General features: G+C 61.4%; 22 protein-coding genes. 14 read left to right on the top strand and 8 right to left on the bottom strand.

Annotation, left to right across the window (positions count from 1 at the left end):
* Positions 1–91: 91 nt before the first annotated feature.
* The 13 genes from EDC23_RS09455 (at position 92) to yacG (ending at position 11454) form a co-directional block, all read left to right on the top strand.
* A complete protein-coding gene (locus EDC23_RS09455) occupies positions 92–1447 on the top strand; it encodes a sigma-54-dependent transcriptional regulator (RefSeq protein ID WP_134083884.1) in 1356 nt (451 codons plus the stop codon).
* A gap of 278 nt (positions 1448–1725) precedes the next feature.
* The gene (locus tag EDC23_RS14265) at positions 1726–1902 is read left to right on the top strand and encodes a prepilin-type N-terminal cleavage/methylation domain-containing protein (RefSeq protein WP_134083883.1); all 177 of its coding nucleotides are present in this window, start codon (positions 1726–1728) and stop codon (positions 1900–1902) included.
* Positions 1903–1932: 30 nt separating this feature from the next.
* The gene (locus EDC23_RS09445; RefSeq protein WP_134083881.1) at positions 1933–2382 is read left to right on the top strand and encodes a hypothetical protein; all 450 of its coding nucleotides are present in this window, start codon (positions 1933–1935) and stop codon (positions 2380–2382) included.
* 65 nt (positions 2383–2447) lie between these two features.
* Complete coding sequence (locus EDC23_RS09440; RefSeq protein WP_208321335.1) at positions 2448–3257, top strand: ABC transporter permease; 810 nt, start codon at positions 2448–2450, stop codon at positions 3255–3257.
* Between the two features lies 1 nt (position 3258).
* Positions 3259–4110, top strand: coding sequence for a hypothetical protein (locus tag EDC23_RS09435; protein WP_134083879.1), 852 nt, complete (start codon positions 3259–3261; stop codon positions 4108–4110).
* Positions 4110–5018, top strand: coding sequence for an ABC transporter ATP-binding protein (locus EDC23_RS09430; RefSeq protein ID WP_208321334.1), 909 nt, complete (start codon positions 4110–4112; stop codon positions 5016–5018). Before EDC23_RS09435 ends, EDC23_RS09430 begins: the two co-directional genes overlap by 1 nt.
* Before the next feature lie 110 nt (positions 5019–5128).
* Positions 5129–5506 carry a type IV pilin protein gene (locus EDC23_RS09425; protein ID WP_166668822.1) on the top strand — a complete coding sequence of 126 codons (378 nt, stop codon included), beginning with the start codon at positions 5129–5131 and terminating at the stop codon, positions 5504–5506.
* 225 nt (positions 5507–5731) lie between these two features.
* Positions 5732–7456: a type IV-A pilus assembly ATPase PilB gene (pilB, locus tag EDC23_RS09420; RefSeq protein WP_208321333.1), complete on the top strand. Its 1725-nt coding sequence runs from the start codon at positions 5732–5734 to the stop codon at positions 7454–7456.
* An 18-nt stretch (positions 7457–7474) separates the two neighbouring features.
* On the top strand, positions 7475–8710 hold the full coding sequence (locus EDC23_RS09415; RefSeq protein ID WP_134083873.1) for a type II secretion system F family protein: 1236 nt from the start codon (positions 7475–7477) through the stop codon (positions 8708–8710).
* 23 nt (positions 8711–8733) lie between these two features.
* Positions 8734–9630 (top strand): prepilin peptidase, encoded by an 897-nt coding sequence (locus EDC23_RS09410; protein ID WP_134083871.1) that lies wholly within the window; start codon positions 8734–8736, stop codon positions 9628–9630.
* A 38-nt stretch (positions 9631–9668) separates the two neighbouring features.
* Positions 9669–10268, top strand: a complete 600-nt coding sequence (coaE, locus tag EDC23_RS09405) for a dephospho-CoA kinase (RefSeq protein ID WP_134083869.1) — start codon at positions 9669–9671, stop codon at positions 10266–10268.
* Positions 10269–10480: 212 nt separating this feature from the next.
* On the top strand, positions 10481–11248 hold the full coding sequence (zapD, locus tag EDC23_RS09400) for a cell division protein ZapD (RefSeq protein WP_134083867.1): 768 nt from the start codon (positions 10481–10483) through the stop codon (positions 11246–11248).
* Positions 11245–11454, top strand: a complete 210-nt coding sequence (gene yacG, locus EDC23_RS09395) for a DNA gyrase inhibitor YacG (RefSeq protein ID WP_134083864.1) — start codon at positions 11245–11247, stop codon at positions 11452–11454. Before zapD ends, yacG begins: the two co-directional genes overlap by 4 nt.
* 169 nt (positions 11455–11623) lie before the next feature.
* Here yacG and EDC23_RS09390 read toward each other — a convergent pair whose 3' ends face one another.
* From EDC23_RS09390 to EDC23_RS09365, 6 genes are all read right to left on the bottom strand, one after another.
* The gene (locus EDC23_RS09390) at positions 11624–12130 is read right to left on the bottom strand and encodes a hypothetical protein (RefSeq protein WP_134083862.1); all 507 of its coding nucleotides are present in this window, start codon (positions 12128–12130) and stop codon (positions 11624–11626) included.
* Positions 12131–13078 carry a Nudix family hydrolase gene (locus tag EDC23_RS09385; protein ID WP_134083860.1) on the bottom strand — a complete coding sequence of 316 codons (948 nt, stop codon included), beginning with the start codon at positions 13076–13078 and terminating at the stop codon, positions 12131–12133.
* 110 nt (positions 13079–13188) lie between these two features.
* Positions 13189–14397: a bifunctional glutamate N-acetyltransferase/amino-acid acetyltransferase ArgJ gene (gene argJ / locus EDC23_RS09380; RefSeq protein WP_134083858.1), complete on the bottom strand. Its 1209-nt coding sequence runs from the start codon at positions 14395–14397 to the stop codon at positions 13189–13191.
* Positions 14398–14418: 21 nt separating this feature from the next.
* A complete protein-coding gene (secA, locus tag EDC23_RS09375) occupies positions 14419–17139 on the bottom strand; it encodes a preprotein translocase subunit SecA (protein ID WP_134083856.1) in 2721 nt (906 codons plus the stop codon).
* An 80-nt stretch (positions 17140–17219) separates the two neighbouring features.
* On the bottom strand, positions 17220–18374 hold the full coding sequence (locus EDC23_RS09370; protein WP_134083854.1) for a CapA family protein: 1155 nt from the start codon (positions 18372–18374) through the stop codon (positions 17220–17222).
* 32 nt (positions 18375–18406) lie between these two features.
* A complete protein-coding gene (locus EDC23_RS09365; protein WP_134083852.1) occupies positions 18407–19342 on the bottom strand; it encodes a peptidoglycan DD-metalloendopeptidase family protein in 936 nt (311 codons plus the stop codon).
* A gap of 85 nt (positions 19343–19427) precedes the next feature.
* On the opposite strand from EDC23_RS09365, the gene EDC23_RS09360 reads away from it, so the two are divergent.
* Entirely contained in the window at positions 19428–19883 is a 456-nt protein-coding gene (locus tag EDC23_RS09360) for a DUF721 domain-containing protein (protein WP_134083850.1), read from the top strand.
* 141 nt (positions 19884–20024) lie between these two features.
* On the opposite strand, the gene lpxC is transcribed toward EDC23_RS09360, so the two are convergent.
* Complete coding sequence (gene lpxC, locus EDC23_RS09355; RefSeq protein WP_134083848.1) at positions 20025–20936, bottom strand: UDP-3-O-acyl-N-acetylglucosamine deacetylase; 912 nt, start codon at positions 20934–20936, stop codon at positions 20025–20027.
* A gap of 258 nt (positions 20937–21194) precedes the next feature.
* Positions 21195–22334 (bottom strand): cell division protein FtsZ, encoded by a 1140-nt coding sequence (gene ftsZ, locus EDC23_RS09350; protein WP_134083846.1) that lies wholly within the window; start codon positions 22332–22334, stop codon positions 21195–21197.
* Between the last annotated feature and the right edge of the window lie 6 nt (positions 22335–22340).

Raw genomic sequence — 22340 nt, 5'->3', positions numbered from 1 at the left:
CTAGTCACTAGCACCTGTTAAACAGAGACTGACAACAGGACATTTGCCAAAACATGTCAATAACAATGATATCCTGGAGATAGCACACACCGTGTCCCAGCACCCACTAGCCCTGATAGTCGACGACGAGCCGGATATCCGCGAACTGCTGGCGATCACGCTGTCGCGCATGGACGTGCGCTGCCTCAGCGCGGAGAACCTGACCGCCGCCAAACGGCACCTGACCGAGTACGAGTTCGATCTCTGCCTCACCGACATGCGCCTGCCCGACGGCAACGGCATCGATCTGGTTCGTCATATCCAGCAGCACTACCCCGAGTTACCGGTGGCGATGATCACCGCCCACGGCAACATGGAGTCGGCCATCGAGGCGCTCAAGGCGGGGGCCTACGACTTTGTCAACAAACCGGTGGATATCCAGGATCTGCGCAGTCTGGTCACCACCGCCCTCAAGCTGGAGCGGCGCCAGAGCGCCCGAAGCGACACCCCCACCGATCCGGGCCGGACCACCCTGCTGGGCGACTCGCCGCTCATGGCGCAGATCCGCCAGACCATCGCCAAGCTGGCGCGCAGCCAGGCGCCGGTCTATATCAGCGGCAGTTCGGGCGTCGGCAAGGAGCTGGCCGCGCGGCTGATTCACGAGCAGGGGCCGCGCCGCGACCACCCCTTCGTGCCGGTCAACTGCGGCGCGATCCCCGCCGAGCTGATGGAGAGCGAGTTCTTCGGCCATAAAAAAGGCAGCTTCACCGGCGCCAGCAGCGACAAGGCCGGGCTGTTCCAGGCCGCCGAGGGCGGCACCCTGTTTCTCGACGAGGTGGCCGAGCTGCCCCTGCCCATGCAGGTCAAACTGCTGCGCGCCATCCAGGAGAAGGCAATTCGCCCCATCGGCAGCCAGCAGGAGCTGCACGTGGACGTGCGCATCCTCAGCGCCTCACACAAGGATCTGGGCCGGCTGATTCACAGCGGCCAGTTTCGCCAGGATCTCTATTACCGGATCAACGTCATCGAACTGCACCTGCCGGATCTGGCCGAGCGCCCCGAAGATATCCCTTTATTGGCGGACTATTTTCTGCACCGCATCGCCGCCGACTGGCAGGTCGAGGTACCGCAGCTGAGCGACGACGCCCTGCAGGCGCTGCGGGCCTATCCCTTCCCCGGCAATGTGCGCGAACTGGAGAACCTGCTGGAACGGGCCATGACCCTGTGCGAGAACCAGATCATCGACGCCACGGATCTGAACCTGCCTGCCGGCCCTGTCGGCGAACCCGACGCGACCGCCCCGGCCACCGAGGAGCGGCCGCTGGACAGCTCCCTGCAGGAACAGGAAAAACAGGCCATTCGCCAGGCGCTGGAGCAGACCCGCTACAACAAGACCGCCGCCGCCCGGCTGCTGGGACTGAGCTTTCGCCAGTTGCGCTACCGGATCAAAAAACTGGGGCTCGAATAACCGCCGAAATGACACAAAGTGACGAAGCCTGTCGAAAAGTGACAAAAACCGTCACCTCAAGATGAGCAAACCGCGCCCCGCCACGCGTCAGAGTGCTTCGGCGCCGCCTTCGGCAAGGACTTAACTTGTTGAAACAAAAGAGCGGAATAAGAACTTAAAATTTCTGTGAACCTGTCGATATACTCGTGGCACGCATGCTGCAAAATCAATAAAACAAAAGCTGGCATACACTGCCGCAAACGGTTATCAAACCAACCACCAGAAATTTGGAGCACACTATGAAAAGTACAAAAGGTTTCACGCTCATCGAGCTGATGATCGTTATCGCCATCATCGGCATCCTGGCCGCCATCGCCGTGCCGCAGTTCAACGAGTATCGCGCCAAGGCCAATGACTCCAGCGCCGTCGCCGACGCCCGGAACGGCATCACTGCCGTCATTTCCAACCTGCGCTAAGTCACACTCTAAATTCAAGGAGATACCAAGATGAACAAGATTAAATTGATTGCAATCGGCCTGGCCTGTCTCATGACAGCAGGCGTCGCCTCCGCAGCGCAACTGAGTGGTGGTTCAAATGACTATACCCGGGTAGACTGCGACCTGCTGGCCAATGACATCAAGATCATCCTGACCAGCGGTGTAGCCGGTGGTGTTACATGTGACGAGGCCAATAACCTCGTCGGGTTAAGCGTGTGTCATACCGCAGGCCTGACTACCGAACGCAGTGCCACTTATGATCATGGTGATACCATGTCCGATGGTACCCAGTGCGATGACGGTGGCAGCGGTGACGGTTGCAGCGAAACTGTAACAGGCTCGGGCTTTCCCTCCGCCAGCACTGCCAACGGCACTGTTAAAACCCGCTACCCGGGGAAATCCTGTGACGCCACCAACGCTGAGCAAGAAGCTACAGATTTAGTCGCTGAAGATGCCTGATAACCGGGCCCTGCGCTAATGAAAAAAGAGGAAGGCGTACGCCTTCCTCTTTTTTTGATCTATCTATGAAACTTGCTGATATTATACATGTCTCGCTGCAGCTGTTACTGCGGCACAAATTGTTACACTTCGCTGCATTCGCTACTGCGGCGGTGGTACTTGCCGCTGCGCTCGCAGCGGAATTCGGGGGCCGGCAACCCGAAACTGTAGCCCTGGATGTGGGCCTGTCGGCGCTGCGCCTGGTGTTACCGCTGTTCATTATCTTTCAGGTCCAGGAACTCTTCTCCCGCGAATTCGATCGCCGCTTCTATCAGCTCAGCCTGACCTATCCTGTTTCCCGCACGGCCTGGTTGCTGGGCCGCTTTTTTGCCCTGCTCGGCGTCAACATCGGGCTGTTGCTGCTGATTGCCGCCGTGCTGGCTCTCCAGGTTGGCTGGATAGGGATGGGTGAGGAACAGGCCACGCCGGTTTCGCTGGGGTTGCCGTTCTGGATAACGATCGGCGCCGTAGGCCTGGATCTGCTGGTACTGCTCTGTCTGGCCTGTTTTCTGTCGATCATCGCCTCCACGCCGAGCTTCGTGCTGATCGGCACCCTCGGCTTCATGCTGATCGCCCGCGCCTACTCGGCGATTCTCGCGCTGCTGGCGACCAACGCCGGGGTGGTCGGCGATGCCGAGGCCTACCGGACCAACCTGGGGCTGCTCGGCTATCTGCTGCCGGATCTGGGCGCGCTGGATGTGCGCATGATCGCCCTCTACGACCGCATGGCGTTTCTGCCCGCCGACTGGCCGCCGCTGATCGCCAGCGCCCTGCTCTACGCGGCGGGGTTTCTCGCCCTCGGCCTGTGGCGGTTCAGACGCAAGCAATTTGCCTGAGATGCCGGGCCGTCTTGTGCACCACCCGCTGGTTTACGCGCTGCTCTGTTTCAGCGGCTTTATCGCGCTGGTGCTGTGGCGCGCCGAACAACCGGCGACGACCCTGCCCGACCCTACCCATGACCGGGTGGTGATCGCCGCCCCGGTGCTGATCGCCCTGTACGGCGGGGATCGGTTTCTGGCCGCCGATCTGGAGACGATTCGCCTGAGCGCCACCGGCATCAGCACTAACGGGCAAATCGATGCCCATTATCTCATCCGCGCCCATAAAGTTGTTTCCCGACTGAACCCGTGTCAGGAGAACAACTACTACTTCGCCAATGCGCTGCTGAGCTGGGGCGGCGCCGTCGAGGAAGGGGGCGTGATATTGCAGCGCGCGACCGAGTGCCGATTCTGGGACGAACTGCCGCCCTTTTTATACGGCTTCAATCAGTACTTTTTTAATAGAAACATCTCCGAAGCGCAGCAGGCACTGGAAATCGCCGCCCAACGCTCCAATGACAATGCGGCGGGTTATCGCAAACTCGCCGTGATGATCGAAGCCGAGCAGCTCGACGACGCCCGAATGGCACGCAAATTCCTCGTACAGGAACGGGACCAGGCCGAGGACCCCAAACTCAGGGCCATGCTGGACAAGCGTGTGACACGCGTGGAGGGATTGATCACCCTGCGCGATGCGCAACGCACCTATGAGGAACAAACCGGAAAAACCCTGCAAGACCCCGGGGCGTTGATCGAGGCCGGCATCCTGGACGCGTTTCCCCGGGATCCGCTGAACTGGGGCTATGAGTTCAAAGAGGGGCGTTTTATATTGAAAGAAATCAAAGTCGGCGGCGTACAGAGGCCCGAATAATGTCAGCACTGCAGTTTCATGACGTCAGCAAGACCTTCCAATCCCGCAAAGGGGCGATCCGGGCCCTGAACCGGGTCAACCTGCAGGTGGACGAAGGCGAGGTGTTCGGCTTCGTCGGCCCCAACGGGGCGGGCAAGTCGACCACCATCAAGGTCATGCTGGATATCATCAACGATTATGAAGGCGACGTGTCCATTTACGGCAGCTCGTCACGCGATGCCCGCTCACGCAAGGCGATCGCCTATCTGCCGGAGTCCCCCGCCCTCTACGAGCAGTTCACCCCGCTGGAGGTGCTGCGCATGGCGCTGCGCATGAACGGGATCCGCCGCCGTGACGAGAAGGCGTGGTGCCAGCAGTGGCTGGAACGCTTCTCGGTCGCCCCGTATGCCAGCCGGCGCATTCGCCAGCTCTCCAAGGGCAATGTCCAGCGGGTGGCGCTGGCCCATACGCTGGTGGTGCAGCCGCGCCTGCTGGTGCTGGACGAGCCGCTCTCAGGCCTGGATCCGGTCGGGCGCCAGGACGTGGTCGATATCCTGCTGGAGTACAAGCACGCCGGCGGGGCGATCTTCTTCACCTCCCATGTATTGCACGACGTGGAGCGCATCGCCGACCGCTTCGGCTTCATCAACCGGGGCGAGCTGATTACCACCCGTTCGCCGCGGGAGCTGGTCGCCGAACACGCGGACCGCTTTATCGTCCGCTACCAGAGCCAGTCCCTGGCCGAGGGCGAGCGGCTGCGGGAGGACGAATACCAGCAGGAGCTGGATCAAAGCGCCCTGCCCGGCTGGCTCGACAACCTGAACCGCCACGGGGGGCGGGTGCTGAGCATCCACCCGGCGACCTCGCTGGAGTCGGTCTTTTTCCGGATTCTGGAAGAAAACAGCGCCACCGGGCCCGGCGGGCGCTAAACTTCCCGGCGCGGCTGCCGATTCTGAGATAGCGTTACACCAAAATTCACGGCAATTGGGAAAGTTATGCTGTATATTTTTAAATGGAAGATTTGTTCATGAGGGCCGCCATGCAACACCGCAACCAGTCCGCTTTTACCCTGATCGAGCTGATGATTGTGATCGCCATCATCGGCATTATCGCCGCCATTGCAGTACCGAGTTATACCAGCTATCTGGAGAAGAGCCGCATGAGCGAGGCGGATAAGAATATCGCCGCGCTGAAACAGGCCCAGGAACAGTTTTACCTGGAGAACAACGCATATTTCGAGGGCACGGATACCGCGACCCTGGAGTCCGAGAGCAACGGCCTCTGGGAGGCCAAAGGCAGCGACGGGCCAAACCTGTTCAATTACACAGTGAATATCAGCGGCCCCTCCTACACGATTACCGCCACCGGCAAAACCGGCACCCCTGTCGCCGGCAAGACCCGAACCGCGACCAACTGATGTGCCGCTCACCCGGCAACCCGGCGGCGAAATTGCGCTTGACATGCCTTGCGGGCTAAAATACTTTTTCATCAATAACTTATAAACAATCATTCAGGTTGATTCAGCGGGACCTGTGTCACGTTTCTGACTTTGCGGCTTCAAGCCGGCGGCCCGGGCGTCGATACAGCCCGGTGAACCGGATATACTCGAGACACTGTTTGCTTTTATTACGGACCTGACTTTATGGCCACCCCCGGCGTACAGATGCAACTGAGCGGCCTCGCCCGCAAGCTGGTGCAGGACGGCATCCTCTCGGATGCCGATGCCCAGAAGGCCTCCGCCGAATCCCTTCAGCAGAAGGTGCTGTTCGTCAGCTATCTGGTGCAGAACAAACTGGCCGAGGCAAGAAAAATCGCCCAGGCCGCCGCCGACGAGTTCGGCGTGCCGGTCATGGATCTCGACGTGGTGGAGCTCGAGTCGGAGACCGTCAAGCTGGTCAAGGAAGAGCTGGTCCGCAAGCACCACACCCTGCCCCTGTTCCGCCGCGGCAACCGCCTGTTTGTGGCCGTCTCGGATCCCACCAACCTGCAGGCGCTGGACGAGATCAAGTTCCATGTGGGCATGACCACCGAGCCGATCCTGGTCCAGGACGACAAGCTGAGCAAGACCATCGACCGGGCCATGGCCGCCAATGACACCAGCCTGTCGGAGCTGGCGGGGGGAGACGATGATCTTGACGGGGTCGAGTTCGGCGAGGAGGACGCGGGCCCGGCCGGGGAGAGCGTGAGCGACGCCGAGGCCGACGACACCCCGGTGGTCCGCTTCGTCAACAAGGTCCTGCTCGACGCCATCAACAAGGGGGCCTCGGATATCCATTTCGAGCCCTATGAAAAGAGTTACCGGGTCCGCTTTCGCCAGGACGGCGTGTTGCGCGAAGTCGCCGCGCCGCCGGTCGGCATGGCACCGCGGATCGCCGCGCGGATCAAGGTCATGTCGCGGCTGGATATCTCCGAGCGGCGCCTGCCGCAGGATGGGCGCATCAAGCTGAACCTCTCCAAGACCCGGGCCATCGACTTTCGTGTCAACACCTGCCCGACCCTGTTCGGCGAGAAGATCGTCATGCGTATTCTCGATCCCACCAGCGCCCAGATGGGGATCGACGCGCTGGGCTACGAGGAGGAGCAGAAACAGCTTTTCCTGGAGAATCTGCAAAAACCCTACGGCATGATCCTGGTCACCGGCCCGACCGGTAGTGGTAAGACCGTCTCGCTATATACGGGGGTCAACATTCTCAACCAGCCCGAGGTGAATATCTCCACCGCCGAGGATCCGGTGGAAATCAACCTGCCGGGGGTCAACCAGGTCAACGTCAACACCCGCATCGGGCTCGATTTTGCCAGCGCCCTGCGCGCCTTTTTGCGCCAGGATCCGGACATTATTCTGGTGGGCGAAATCCGCGATCTGGAGACCGCCGAGATCGCCATCAAGGCGGCCCAGACCGGCCACATGGTGCTCTCCACCCTGCACACCAACGACGCGCCGCAGACGCTCAACCGGCTGATGAATATGGGGGTTCCCCCCTACAACATCGCCTCGGCGGTCAACCTGATCATCGCCCAGCGTCTGGCGCGGCGCCTGTGCAACAACTGCAAGGAGCTGCTCGATCTCCCCCGCGAAGCGCTGCTCGAGGAGGGCTTCACCGAGGAGGAGATCAAGGCGGGGCTGAAAATCTACGGCGCCAAGGGCTGCGATCAATGCACCAACGGCTACAAGGGCCGGCTCGGGATCTACCAGGTCATGCCCATTACCGACGCCCTGAGCCGATTGATCATGGAGGGGGCCAACGCCATGGAGCTGGCCGATCAGGCCGACAAGGAAGGCATTCCGGACATACGCAAATCCGGGCTGAAAAAAGTGAAGGACGGCCTCACCAGTCTGGATGAAGTCAATCGGGTTACCAAAGAATAACAACAGGATTACATTGCCATGGCACAGGCCGCCGCGAAAGCCGCTACAAAACAGGACACCTTCCTCTGGGAAGGCAAGGACAAGAAGGGCCAGTCGGTCAAGGGGGAGACCACCGGCCAGAGTGTTGCCCTGGTCAAGGCCAACCTGCGCCGCCAGGGTATCAATCCCAAAAAGGTGAAGAAAAAACCCAAGCCGCTGTTCGGCAGCGGCAAGGGCAAGGTCAAGGCGGAGGACATTGCCATCTTCAGTCGCCAGCTGGCGACCATGATGGCCTCCGGGGTGCCGCTGGTGCAGGCGTTCGACATCATCGGCCAGGGGCATGACAACCCGGCCGTCTCCGAGCTGCTGCTGAGCATCAAGGCGGATATCGAAGGCGGCACCAACCTCTCCGAGGCGCTGGCCAAACACCCGTACCATTTCGACGATCTGTTCTGCAACCTGGTCAAGGCCGGGGAACAGGCGGGGATTCTGGATGACATCCTCGACAAGATCGCCGTCTACAAGGAGAAAACCGAGGCGATCAAGGCCAAGATCAAAAAGGCCCTGACCTACCCGACCGCGGTGGTGGTGGTCGCCTTTGTTGTAACCGCCATTCTGTTGATATTCGTTATTCCCCAGTTCGAGCAGCTGTTTTCCGGCTTCGGCGCGGATCTGCCCGCGCTGACCCGCTTCGTGGTCGATCTGTCGGAATTTTTCCAGGAATACTGGTGGGCGATCTTCGGCGGCGCCATTGGCGGCGTCTATGCCATATTGCAGGGAAAGAAACGCTCGCGAAAATTCCGGGAGTTTCTCGACAAGGTGTTGCTCAAAGCGCCCATCGTCGGCCCGATCATGGTCAAGGCGTCCATCGCCCGCTATGCCCGGACCCTCTCCACCATGTTCGCCGCCGGGGTGCCGCTGGTCGAAGCCATGGAATCGGTCGCCGGTGCGGTGGGCAATGTCGTCTACGGGCGCGCGGTCCTGCGCATGCGTGACGAGGTCGCCAGCGGAACCCAGCTCAATGTCGCCATGAAGAGCACCGATCTGTTTCCCAACATGGTGGTGCAGATGACCGCCATCGGCGAGGAAGCGGGCTCCATGGATACCATGCTGGCCAAGGTGGCCGATTTTTACGAGGCCGAGGTCGACAACGCCGTGGACAGTCTCAGCAGCCTGCTGGAGCCCATTATCATGGCGTTTCTCGGTATCGTCGTCGGCGGGCTGGTGATCGCCATGTATCTGCCGATCTTCCAGATGGGCGGCGTGGTTAGCTAGCCGGGCTAGCGACAGCCTGTAACATGAATACTATCGCGCTCCTGCAAGCGTCCCCGATGCTCTACCTGGCCGTCGTGTTTGTGCTGGGGCTGCTGGTCGGCAGCTTTTTGAACGTGGTCATCCTGCGCCTGCCGCGGATGCTGCACCGCCAGTGGCAAACCGACTGTCTGGACTACCTGACCGAGCACCATCCCCGACACCTCAAGGCCGGCGAACCGCCCGCGGAGGCCGCCCCCTTTAACCTGCTGACCCCGGCCTCCCGCTGTCCTCATTGCGGCCACGCCATCCGGGCCCGGGAGAACATTCCGCTCATCAGTTACCTGCTGCTGCGGGGACGCTGTGCCAGTTGCCGCACACCGATCGCCGTGCGCTATCCGATCATCGAGCTGGTCAGCGGCTTGCTTGCCGCGCTGACGGCCTGGCAGTTCGGCGTCACACCGCTCGCCGCCTTTGCCATCCTGCTGACCTGGGCGCTGATCGTGCTGACGGTCATCGACTACGATCACTTCTATCTGCCCGATAACATCGTGTTGCCGATGTTGTGGCTGGGCCTGCTGCTCAACAGCCAGGGGCTGTTCACCGATATCTATTCGGCCCTGTTCGGTGCCATGGCCGGGTATCTGGCACTGTGGAGCGTCTATCAGCTGTTCAAACTGCTGACCGGCAAGGAAGGGATGGGCTACGGCGACTTCAAGCTGCTGGCCATGCTCGGCGCCTGGCTGGGCTGGCAGATGCTGCCGGCGGTCATTCTGCTCTCCTCCGTGGTCGGTGCCGTGGTTGGCATCACCCTGATCCTGTTTAAACGGCATCAGGCCGGCAAGCCGATCCCCTTCGGGCCCTATCTGGCGGCCGCCGGCTGGATCGCCTTGCTCTGGGGGCCGCAACTCAACCAGGCCTATCTGAACTGGCTTCAGGGCTAGACGCGGGCTGTACCGAAATCTATGGGCACGGTACTGAAATGTTAATCGTGGCACTCACCGGCGGCATCGGCAGCGGCAAGTCGGCCGTGGCCGACGGCTTTGCCCGACACGGTGTCCCGATCATCGACACCGATCTGATTGCCCGCGAGCTGGTCGCGCCCGGCCAGCCGGCGCTGAAGGAGATAACAGCACAGTTCGGTGACGCGGTGCTGACGGCGGACGGCCGGCTCGACCGGGAGCGTCTGCGCGAGATCGTCTTCGCCGATCCCGCCCGGCGCCGGGCGCTGGAGCAGATCCTCCATCCCCGGATCCGCGAGGAGGTCCGGCGCCGGCTCGACGGGTTGCCGGGGCCCTACTGCCTGGTGGTCATTCCCCTGCTGGCCGAAACCGGCGATTACCCCTTTGTCGATCGGGTGCTGCTGGTGGAAGCGGATGAAGAGACCCGGATCCGCCGCACCATGGCCCGCGATGGGCTGTCCCGCGAGCAGGTCGAACAGATCGTTGCCAGCCAGAGCAGTCCCGCCCAACGCCGGGCCCTGGCCGATGACATTATCGATAACAGCCACGACCTGGAACACCTGGAACAGCAGATCGCCGCCCTGCACGAAACGTATCAGACGCTCGCCGGGACAAACTGAACAGGCACCGCGAATACCCAATCGCCACGTTCAAAAGATTGCTTCGCCTGGCTCGCACTGACCAAACATAGTGACGTCATTGCGAGGAATAACGTGACGAAGCAATCTCTCTGGACAACCTTCGGAACACCTATTCAGATCCCCCGTTTTCGCCACCGGGTCTTTCCAGTAAGATAAGCGCACACTCATCTTCATGCGGTTGATCATTTTACGTGGATAATCCGATCGTTTACGAGCAACCCCTGAACGAACGCACCCGCACCTACCTGCGGCTCGAGCATCTGTTCAAACAGGCGGCCTACACCCTGCGCGGCTTTTCGGTCTGGGATTCGCGCGCCACGATCAACGCCCTGATCGATATTCTGGAGATCGTCTCGCGCGGCGATATCAAAACCGAGACCCTCAAGGAGCTGGATCGACTTTATGGCGCCCTCTCCCGGCTGCAGGATATGCCCGGGGTCGATCGCCAGCAACTCAGCTCGATCCTAAGCCAGCTGGATGCCGCCCAGGGGGAGTTGCATGCTCTGCAGGGCCATCCCGGGCAAGCGCTGCGCGACAACGAACTGATTTCCAGCCTGCGCCAGCGCGGCACCATCACCGCCGGCAGCTGCAGCTTCGATCTGCCCGGCTATCACTACTGGCTGCAGCAGGATCCGGAAGGGCGTATTGCCCAGCTGGAAGCGTGGTACGAGGAACTGAACACCATCCACAAGCCGGTCAGCCTGATCCTCGGGATCCTCCGCGAGTCGGCCGACTCCAGCGACGTGGTGGCGGAAAAAGGCTTTTACCAGCAAAGCCTCGACAATCAGACGCGGGCCCAGATGCTGCGCGTCACCCTCGACCATTCGCTGGATTGCTATCCGGAGATCAGCGGCGGCAAGCACCGCTTCAGTGTCCGCTTTGTCCGCCCGGGCGACAGTGGCCGCCCGGTCCAGGTGGACGGCAGCGTCAACTTCCGACTGACCTGCTGCACCTTATGAGCCGTCCTGTCGTCAAATGCCCGACCTGCGGCAAGCCGGTGACCTGGGATGAAAACGCCAAATGGCGTCCCTTCTGCAGCGAACGCTGTCGCCTGATCGATCTGGGCGAATGGGCCAGCGAAAACCACCGCATCCCCGGCGATCGCAAACTTCCCGATGAATTCATCGACGAACAAACCGATCCGGACAATAATTCTGAGTTCTGAGTTAAAAACAAAGTTAGCAGTCGCAGATGGCAGTTTGCAGCTTATGGTGCGTGGAACGCACCCTACGTGCTGAGTGCTGCAAGACCGGGAATCATCACACAGGCCATCACGAGCGTGACCGACAACTATTGCGAGTCTGTTTCCCTCGTCACTCGTACCTCGTCCCTCGTCACTGCTCCGGGGCGCGCGTAACGTTTAATGGAAACGCCGCTTCATAACGCCGTTCACCCCTGTCCAGTTGCACCCGAACCTGCCAATCGACCCGCCCGGTGACGCAGATCGGCAGCAGCAGTTCACCGCGCCAGATCCCCTCGCCGGCCGGTGACAGGGTAAACCGGTTGCGCCCCATGTCCATCTCGGTCATGTCCAGATCCAGCGTGACTCGATCGAGTTCAGTTGACTTGGCCAGACGCAGTTCGGCCTCGAAGCGTTGCATGTAATACGCCCCCTCGGGAAACCGCAGGCTGATGTCACCCAGTTCGGGATGTGTGGCGCGACAGGCCGCCCGCGTGTCCCGGCAGGCGGTCTCTGTCACCTGCAGGGACACGGTTTCGGTCGGCGCGGCCGGGGCCGGGTCGTTGTCGGTGTGGTCGATGGCAACCCAGCTGTAACCGCCGGCAATGGCGATCAGTACAACCAGCAGTAACAATCCGCCTGTTTTGATCAGCGGTGACATTTAATCTTCTCCCTCAACAAATAACCGAATCCCGGCGATGCCCTGCCCGCCGTACTGTCGGGCCAGGGTCACGTCATGACGCTGCATGCCGCCCAGGGCGTAGACCGGAAACGGGGCGGCCGCGGCCAGTTCCTTGAAGCCGGCCCAGCCCAGGGGTGTCGCATCGGGATGGGTCGCCGTCGCCTGCACCGGGGCCACAAAACCGAGATCCACCCCCAGCCGGGCCGCCTGCACCAGCTCGGCCCGGTTATGGATCGACGCCGATAACCAGCGCCCCTCGGCCACCGGCCGGGCGGGATAACGGGACAGGGCGCCGGCGGGCAGGTGAAAACCGTCCACCGGCAGATGGGCGAACTGCTGCGGATCGGCATTGAGCAACACCCGGCAATCGTGGGCATGACACAGGGCCAGCGCCTTGCGCGTCAGGGCATCGACCCGCTCCGCCGCCAGCTCCTTGAGCCGCAACTGCACCAGTCGCACGCCCTGGTGCAGACTCTTTTTCAGGACGGACAACCACTGTTCGTCGCTGTCGAGCGGCGGGGTAATCAGACACTCGGCGGGCAGGCGCACGGCGTTCACAATCGGCCGGTTGGCGGCGGGCATGGCAACGTCACTCAACTGTTCCGGCGCCACCCAGCGCACCGGCTGCCCCTCGCGCCCGCGCGGCTCGCCGCTAAAGGCGCGCACTTCATGGACCTCCAGCACGACCGTGCGATCGGCATAGTCATGCGGTATGCGAATCAACGGCTCGCTGTGGCTTACCGTAATCCCGACCTCCTCAAGCAGTTCGCGGGCCAGTGCCTGTGCCACCGTCTCGCCGGCCTCGACCTTGCCGCCGGGAAACTCCCACAGCCCGCCCTGATCACGATGATCAGCACGTTGTGCCAGCAGTATTTCCCCGGCGGGATTCACAATTATTCCGACTGCCACATGGATAGATTCAGACATAATCAACACAGATAGCTCAGTGCATTAAGGCAAGATGGCGGATGCCAAACGAACAGATTCTAGGTTCTAGGTTCTAGGTTCTAGAAACTAGGACCTAGAACCTGAATTTATCAGGTTCGGTATTCGGCGTTGATGCGGACGTAGTCGTAGGAGAAGTCGCAGGTCCAGACGGTGGCCGTCGCCTCGCCGCGCTGCAGATTCACCGTGACGGTGATCTCCGCCTGCTCCATGACCTTCTGACCCTGTTCCTCGGTATAGCTGGCGGCGCGCCCGCCCGCCTCGGCCAGCAGCACGTCGTCCAGCCAGAGGCTGACTTTTTCGACATCCAGATCCGCCAGGCCGGCCCGGCCCACGGCGGCGAGCAGGCGTCCCCAGTTGGGATCGCTGGCGAAAAAGGCGGTCTTGACCAGCGGTGAGTGAGCCAGGGTGTAGGCCACCGCCAGAGACTCGGCCTCGTCGCGTCCGCCGTTGACCACGATATTGATCAGTTTGGTGGCCCCTTCGCCGTCGCGCACGATGGCCCGGGCCAGGCTCACGCAGACCGCCTGCAGGGCCTCGTACAGCGCGCTGGCCCCGGCACTGCCGGCGGTCACGCTGACGCCGCTGGCCCCGGTGGCGGCCAGCAGACAGGCGTCGTTGGTGGAGGTGTCGCCGTCGACGGTGATCCGGTTGAAGGAGCGATCCGCCGCCTGTTGCAGCAGTTCCTGCAACAGGGGCGGCTGGATCGCCGCGTCGGTGGCGATAAAGGCGAGCATGGTCGCCATGTCCGGGCGAATCATGCCGCTACCCTTGGCCATCCCGGTAACCGTGACCGTGCGCCCGTCCAGGGTAATCTGGCGCGAAGCGAGTTTGGGAACGGTGTCGGTGGTCAGAATGCCGTGGGCCGCCTCGCCCCAGCCCGCCGCGTCCAGCGCCGCGCAGGCCGCCGGCAGACCGTCGGTGATCCGTGTTACCGGCAACGGCTCGCCGATGACCCCGGTGGAGAACGGCAGAACTTCCTCGCGCCGGCAACCGGCCTGTTCGGCCAGCGCCGCGCAGCACTGGCGGGCATCGGCCAGGCCGGCCGCGCCGGTGCCGGCATTGGCGTTACCGGTGTTGATCAGCAAATAGCGCGGCGGGCCCTGGTGCAGATGTTCCCGGGCCACGCTGACCGGGGCGGCGCAAAAGGCGTTGCGGGTGAATACCGCCGCCGCCGTACTGCCCGGGGCCAGCTCCATCACCACCAGATCGCGCCGGCCCGGCTTTTTGATCCCGGCGCAGGCCGTGCCCAGCCGGATGCCGGGGACCGGTTCGAAGGCGGGATGGTGGGTATCAGCCATCGACGCGACTCCGTAAGGGCGCTAGTCCAGTTTGCCGTGGCACTGTTTGTACTTCTTGCCCGAGCCACAGGGGCAGGGTTCGTTGCGCCCGACCTTGCGCCCTTCCCGCACATAGGGGGCGGCGGCCGGGGCCGGCGCGGCGGCGGCGGAAGTCTCTTCTTCCTCGCTCATGGCACTGACTTCGCGATGCTGGAACTCCATGGCGTCGGCCTGCTGTTGCTGGCGACGCTGCTGCTCCAGCGCGTCCACGTCATCCTCGCTGCGCACCCGCAGCCGGCTGAGGATGGTGATCGCCTCCTGCTTGATGCGATCCAGCATTTCGGAAAACAGCTGGAAGGATTCGCGCTTGTACTCCTGCTTGGGGTTCTTCTGCGCATAGCCGCGCAGATGAATCCCCTGGCGCAGCTGATCCATCATCGCCAGGTGTTCACGCCACTGGCCGTCGAGCACCTGCAGCATCACCGCCTTTTCCACCTGGCGCATCACCTCGCTGCCGACGCTCGCTTCCTTGGCGGCATAAGCCGCCTCGATCTCTTCCAGGATCTTCTCGCGCAGGGATTCTTCATGCAGGCTGTCGTCCGCTTCCAGCCACTGGCGGACCTCCAGCTTGAGGCCGAATTCCGCTTCGATCATCTCTTCCAGCCCCGGCAGATCCCACTGCTCCTCGAGACTCTGCGGCGGCACATACGGGCTGACCATGTTGTGGACCACATCCGCGCGAATCGCCCGGACGGTCTCGCTGATGTCCTCGGCCGAAAGCAGTTCGTTGCGCTGTTCGTAGATCACCTTACGCTGATCGTTGGCGACATCGTCATATTCGAGCAGCTGCTTGCGCAGATCGAAGTTGTGGCCCTCGACCTTGCGCTGGGCGTTTTCGATCGCCCGGCTGACCCACGGGTGCTCGATGGACTCGCCCTCTTTCATGCCCAGGCGCTGCATCAACATGGAGACCTTCTCGGAGGCGAAGATCCGCATCAGGCTGTCTTCCAGGGAGAGATAAAAGCGCGAGGAGCCGGGATCGCCCTGGCGCCCGGAGCGGCCGCGCAACTGGTTATCGATACGCCGTGACTCGTGGCGCTCGGTACCGATGATGTGCAGTCCGCCGGCAGCCACCACCTGATCGTGGCGCTGTTGCCAGGCCTGGCGATGCTGTTCCAGGGTCGGTTCGTCCGCGGATTCGAGTTCCGCCAGCTCCGCGTCCAGGTTACCGCCGAGCACGATATCGGTCCCGCGGCCGGCCATGTTGGTGGCGATGGTCACGGCACCGGGACTCCCGGCCTGGGCGATGATCTCGGCCTCGCGGGCATGCTGTTTGGCGTTCAATACTTCGTGCTGAATCTGCTCTTTTTGCAATACCTCGGAGAGCATCTCCGACACTTCGATCGAGGTGGTGCCGACCAGCGCCGGCTGGCCGCGCTGCTTGCAGTCGCGAATGTCATCCAGGATGGCCTGGAATTTCTCCTGCTGGGTGAGATAGACCTTGTCCACCATGTCCTTGCGAATCATCGGCTTGTGGGTCGGGATCACCACCACTTCCAGACCATAGATAGTCTGGAACTCGTAGGCTTCGGTATCGGCGGTGCCGGTCATGCCCGACAACTTGTCGTAGAGCCGGAAGAAGTTCTGGAAGGTGATCGAGGCGACGGTCTGGTTCTCGCGCTGGATCTCCACCCCTTCCTTGGCTTCCACCGCCTGGTGCAACCCGTCTGACCAGCGTCGCCCGGGCATGGTGCGTCCGGTGAACTCGTCGACGATGACCACTTCGTTATCCCGCACGATGTAATCGACATCCCGCTGGAACAACACATGCGCGCGCAGCGCCGCGTTGACATGATGCAGCAGGCTGATGTTGGCGGCATCGTACAGACTGGCGCCCTCCTCCAGCAGCCCGGCCTCGGTCAGCAACTCTTCCACCCGTTGATGGCCCGTCTCGGTCAGGAATATCTGCTTGTTCTTCTCTTCCACGCTGTAGTCGCCGGGACCGTCTTCCTCTTCCTGTTTGGTCAGTTTGGGGACCAGCGCATTGATCTTGTGATAATGCTCGGAGCTGTCTTCGGAGGGCCCGGAGATGATCAGCGGCGTGCGGGCCTCGTCGATGAGAATCGAGTCCACTTCGTCGATCACGGCAAAGCCCAGCTGACGCTGGAATTGCTCCTCCTTGCTGAAGGCCATGTTGTCGCGCAGATAATCGAAACCGAACTCGTTGTTGGTCCCGAAGGTGATATCCGCGGCATAGGCGGCTTTCTTGTCTTCAAACGGCATGCCGGAGCCGATGGTGCCGACCGACATTCCCAGAAACTCGTACACCTGCCCCATCCATTCGGCGTCACGCCGGGCCAGATAATCGTTGACGGTCACCACGTGGACCCCGGTCTCCGGCAGGGCATTCAGATAACAGGCCAGGGTCGCCATCAGGGTCTTGCCTTCACCGGTGCGCATTTCGGATATCTTGCCCTGATGCAGCACCATGGCACCGACCAACTGCACATCGAAATGGCGCATCCCCAGCGTCCGCACCGCCGCTTCGCGCACCACGGCAAAGGCCTCCGGCAACAGGTCATCCAGCTTCGCCCCGTCGGCGAGCCGCTGACGGAATTCGGCGGTTTTGTTCTGCAGCTCGGCGTCGGAGAGGGCCTGCATGGACCCTTCCAGCGCATTGATACGCTCGACGGTCTTGCCCATCTGCTTGACCAGACGCTCGTTACGGCTGCCGAAGACTTTTTTCAGGAATGGTTTCAACATAAATTTGCCTGTTGCAAGCCCTGAAGCAAGGACTCACTTACTGATTGGACTAGTGTGCCGGAAAAAATCTTTTTCCTGCTTTAAAACCGGCTATTGTACCGATCACCAGGGGTTTTGTCCGCTTTCCCCGTTGAGGGAACGGACAGGGGGTAGAGATAACCGCGGCGATCGAAGGCCAGCGACGCGCGGGGGAAATCCTCCTGTGACAGGCGGGCGATCAGCCGCGCGGCGCGCCGCTGTTCATCCCGGACCGGTCCCCGGGGGCGGCGCTGGACAAATGAGTGAACCCGCCCCGCGACGAAGCGGCCGCGATGATCCAGCTGCGCCTCGAGTAACGGCGCCAGCCCATTGAGACCGCTCACCTTCATCCCCTGATAGGTGGCAAAATTCCCCAGGCTGTAGGCGATCAACCGGCCGCGATAGAGTTCCATCGCCCGCGGTACGTGGGGCCCGTGGCCGAGCACCAGATCGGCGCCGGCCTCCACCGCCCGACGGGCAAAGGCGACCACATCCCCGCGCCGCTCGCCGTAATACTCTTCCTCGGCAAAGGGCAGATGCAGGGCCGCCTCCCCCTCGGCCCCCCCGTGAAAGGAGACCAGCACAATATCATGCCGCCGCTTGAGTCCGTTGACCAACCCGACCATGCGCGCCGTATCCAGCATGTCATGCGAGTCGACAAACGGCGCAAACGCGATGGCCGCCACGCGCAGGCCGTTGACCGTCCAGCTGGCGACATCGCCCCGGCGACCGGTATGGCGGATGCCGTGCCGGCGCAGGGTCTGCATACTCGCCTCGCGGCCCGCCTCGCCGAAATCCCGGGCGTGGTTATTGGCCAGACTCATGAGATTAAAGCCGGCTTGCTGCAGATGGGCGGCATAGCGCGCGGGGGATCGAAACAGATAACAGGCGGCGGGATCCTGGCAGGTTTTTACCGGCTCGCCGCCGTCCAGCAGCACCCCTTCCAGATTCCCGAAGGCGATATCCGCCTCCCGCAGCACCGGTGCGACCTCGCGTAACAGTGCGGCCCCGTCTTCGGGCGGCAAGCGGGGAGACGGAAAATCGGTACCCAGCATCACATCCCCGACCGCGGCGACGCTCAGCACGGCAGGGGCGGGGTCAGGTTGCGGCGGCGGGTCGGATTGGGTTTGCGGGGGGGCGGGCGGCGCGGTGCTGCAGGCGACAAGCAGCAGACCCGGCAGAAGGGCCAAAACCGACGACAAACGACTGGCGGACATACGGATTAGCCGTCAGCAGATCGCAACACAGCTTAATTGCTGGCCATTATGTATTTTTTGGGATCGACGGTACGGCCGTTGACCAGTACTTCCAGATGGACATGCGGCCCCGTAGAGCGTCCCGTACTGCCCATTTTGGCGATCGCCTGGCCTCTTTTGATGGTGTCGCCGACTTCCACCAGATTTTCCTTGTTATGCCCGTAACGGGTCACATACCCCTTGCCGTGGTTCACCTCGACCAGGCGGCCGTAGCCGGAACGCCTGCCGGAATAGGTGACCACCCCGGCCGCCACGGCCACCACATCGGAGCCCTCTTTGCCGGCGAAATCGATACCGGAATGGTGGGTTCGCCGCCCATTGAAGGGATCGGTGCGCATGCCGTAATAGGAGGACAACCAGCCCTGGGTGATGGGTCGACCGGCGGGCATGACTTCCTCCTGCAGGCTACGGGTCATCAGCATCTCTTCCAGTACGCCGAGCTGCTGGTCGCGATCCTCGATTTTCGAGGCCAGCTCTTGCAGCGAGGCGATGAAATCCGGCACATCGATCGAATCCCCGGAAAGCTGTTCGCCGCTCTCCAGGGGACCGCCCTGGGCCGGGGCCTGATCGAAATTGAATTCACCGCCATCCAGATTGGCCATCTGGGTCAGGCGCTGTCCCAGCGCATCCAGCCGCACCACATGGGACTGCAGATTACCCAGACGCAGTGCCAGCGCGTCCATGCTTTCCTGCGCGTTGCGGGTCTCTTCCTCGATTCGCAAACGCTGGGCATCAAGTTCCGACTGCAGCGCGAGGCTCAGTTCATCCGGGTTGGCCTGCATGTGCGCGACCCCCAGATAGTAGCCCGCGCCGCCGAATGCCGCGGGCATCACGATGGCGGCACCCAGAACAAGGCTGATCAGGCGATGCTTGCTCAGGGTCCACAACCCGGAACATCCCTTTTTTCGTCTCAGAACAACGATATTCATAGTGACAATACAGCTCTTGTTATTTTAATGTGAGGTTAAAGTAAATTTTCCAATGAACCGGCCAAATCCTTCATAATAATCCAGTATGAATACTCCCAGACCATTGTACAAGCTCCTGCAGGGAGAAAAGAGCCGGGTTGCCGAACTGGTCACAACGACCCGCCAGCTGCGCCAGCTCAACCGGCATCTGTCAGCGGTACTCGATCAGCCGATGACCGATCATTGCCAGGTGGCCCGGTATGCTGCTGAAGAGCTGGTCATCCAGGTCGATTCCCCGGTCTGGGCCTCGCGACTGCGCTACTATATTCCCACCCTGCTGCAGGAGCTTAAAAAAAACATTCCCGCTTTACAAGGACTTAAGTCCATAAAAATCCATGTCGCCCCGGCCTCGCCGGCGCCGGTCGAAAAGCCCCCGGCAACCCGCGAGATCAGCCCCGCCGCCAGTCAAAATATTCATGCCATGGCGGAGGGCATCGAGGATCCCGAGCTGCGCGAAGCGCTACACCGGTTGAGTCGGCCCCGTCGCACCGAGGATGAATAAGCAAACCTTATATTTATAGCCCGAATGATAAGCTTTTCGGGGCACGATCAGCCCAAACCGCTCTCCCGGCCCGTTGGAGGCGCCTCGTCCAGACAAAAACACCGGCAATTGCCGGTGTTTTTAGCGTGTCAAAACGCGGTTTCAGGTGACCTGAACCGGCTGCACAAAGGAGATGGGCGCCTTGGCCGGGTCCTCGAAGGTCACCTCTTCCCAGGCTTCCCTGTTGGTGAGTAACTCGCGTAACAACCGGTTGTTAAGCGCATGGCCCGATTTGTGGCCGCTGAAAGCGCCGATCAGGCTGTGTCCCAGCAGGTAGAGATCGCCGATGGAATCCAGAATCTTGTGTTTGACGAATTCGTCCACGTAGCGCAGACCGTCCTCATTCAGGACCCGGTATTCGTCCACGACCACCGCATTGTCCAGGCTGCCGCCCAGCGCGAGATTATTGGCGCGCAGGCTCTCGATCTGGCTCATGAAACCGAAGGTCCGGGCCCGGCTGACCTCCTTGACGAAGGAGGTGGTGGAAAAGTCGATCATCGCGGTCTGGTTTTGATCCTTGAAGACCGGGTGGTCAAAATCGATGGTGAAGGAGACCTTGAACCCTTCGAACGGATCAAATCGCACCCATCTATCCTCCTCTTCGATGACAATGGGCTTTTTAATCCGGATGAACCGTTTTGGTGCCTTTTGCTCCTGAATGCCCGCCGATTGCACCAGAAACACAAAAGGGCCGGCGCTGCCGTCCATAATCGGCACTTCCGGCGCATTCAGATCGATATAGGCGTTGTCGATGCCCAGCCCGGCCAGAGCCGACAGCAGATGCTCGACCGTCGAGACCCGAATCCCGTCCTTGATCAGGGTGGTGGAGAGGGTGGTATCCCCGACGTTCTCCGGAACGGCAGGAATTTCAACGGGTTCCGGCAAGTCCACGCGTCTGAAAATAATGCCCGTATCCGCTGCGGCCGGTCGAAGGGTGAGGTAGACTTTTTCACCGGTATGCAGTCCGACGCCGGTCGCGCGAATGACATTTTTCAGTGTACGCTGGTTAATCACTAGCCAATTTCTCCTTATTAAAACGCAGGTCTCCCTGAGTAAAGCAAGTTTCGAGCCTGTTGCACTACGGGCGCCTGCGTGGCGTGAGTAAAACACCGCACGAAAGCGCCTATATTAAAGCAAGTGCGTATTATACAGCAACTTATCGCCATAAAACGCGATCCGGGGCAAAGTTGCTACCTTCATCACAGAGAAATCAGCAACCTCCGTCACCCGGCAGCATGCCTCCAGCCACCCGCCCGGCGGCGACCCGCGCCGTCAATCCGCCTGGCGCCGCAAAAAGGCCGGAATATCCAGATATTCCATGTCGCCGTCAGCCTGGCCCTTGCCGTCGGCGGTACCCTTGTTGCGCATGACGGTCGGCCGATCCAGCTGGTTATAATCCACCTCGCCATCATTTTTCTTGTTGACCACCAGTTTCGGTTTGTCCCCCTGTTTCAGCTCGTTACCCAGGCCGGTGGCCACCACGGTCACCCGCAACTCCCCGGACATATCCGGGTCAATCACGGTACCGACCACCACGGTCGCGTTCTCCGAGGCAAACTGCTTGACGGTATTGCCCACCTCCTCGAATTCACCGATGGACATATCCATGCCGGCGGTCACGTTGACCAGAATACCGCGGGCACCGGCCAGGTTGACGTCTTCCAGCAGCGGACTGGCAATCGCGGCCTCGGCCGCTTCACGGGCCCGCTCTTCACCGGAGGCCCGGCCGGAACCCATCATGGCCATGCCCATTTCGGACATCACGGTCCGCACGTCGGCAAAGTCGACGTTGATCAGGCCCGGGCGGGTAATCAGCTCGGCAATACCCTGCACCGCGCCGAGCAGCACATCATTGGCCGCCTTGAAGGCGTCCAGCAAGCTGATGTTCTTGCCCAGCACACTCAACAGCTTTTCGTTGGGAATGGTAATCAACGAATCGACGTACTGTTTGAGCTCTTCCATCCCGGCCATGGCCACTTCCATGCGCTTTTTGCCTTCAAAGGGAAACGGCTTGGTGACCACCGCGACGGTCAGAATGCCCATGTCACGGGCGATCTGTGCCACCACCGGCGCGCCCCCGGTTCCGGTACCGCCGCCCATACCGGCGGTAATGAAGACCATGTCGGCACCTTCCAGCACTTCCTGGATACGTTCACGATCTTCCATTGCCGCGGTACGGCCGGTTTCGGGATTGGCCCCGGCACCGAGTCCCTTGGTCACGCCGCCACCCAGTTGCAACAGGGTCTTGGCGGTACTGTTTTTCATTGCCTGGGCATCGGTATTGGCGCAGATGAAATCCACCCCTTCGATGCTCTGTACTACCATGTGTTCGACGGCGTTACCTCCACCGCCTCCCACGCCGATTACCTTGATCACGGCGTTCTGACTGTAGGTATCCATTAGTTCAAACATTTTTTA

Origin of the sequence: Thiohalophilus thiocyanatoxydans (assembly GCF_004366735.1) — a bacterium.
Taxonomy (GTDB): domain Bacteria; phylum Pseudomonadota; class Gammaproteobacteria; order UBA6429; family Thiohalophilaceae; genus Thiohalophilus; species Thiohalophilus thiocyanatoxydans.
Note: the sequence above shows the minus strand (reverse complement) of the source record. Positions and strands in the feature narration are given on the sequence as shown.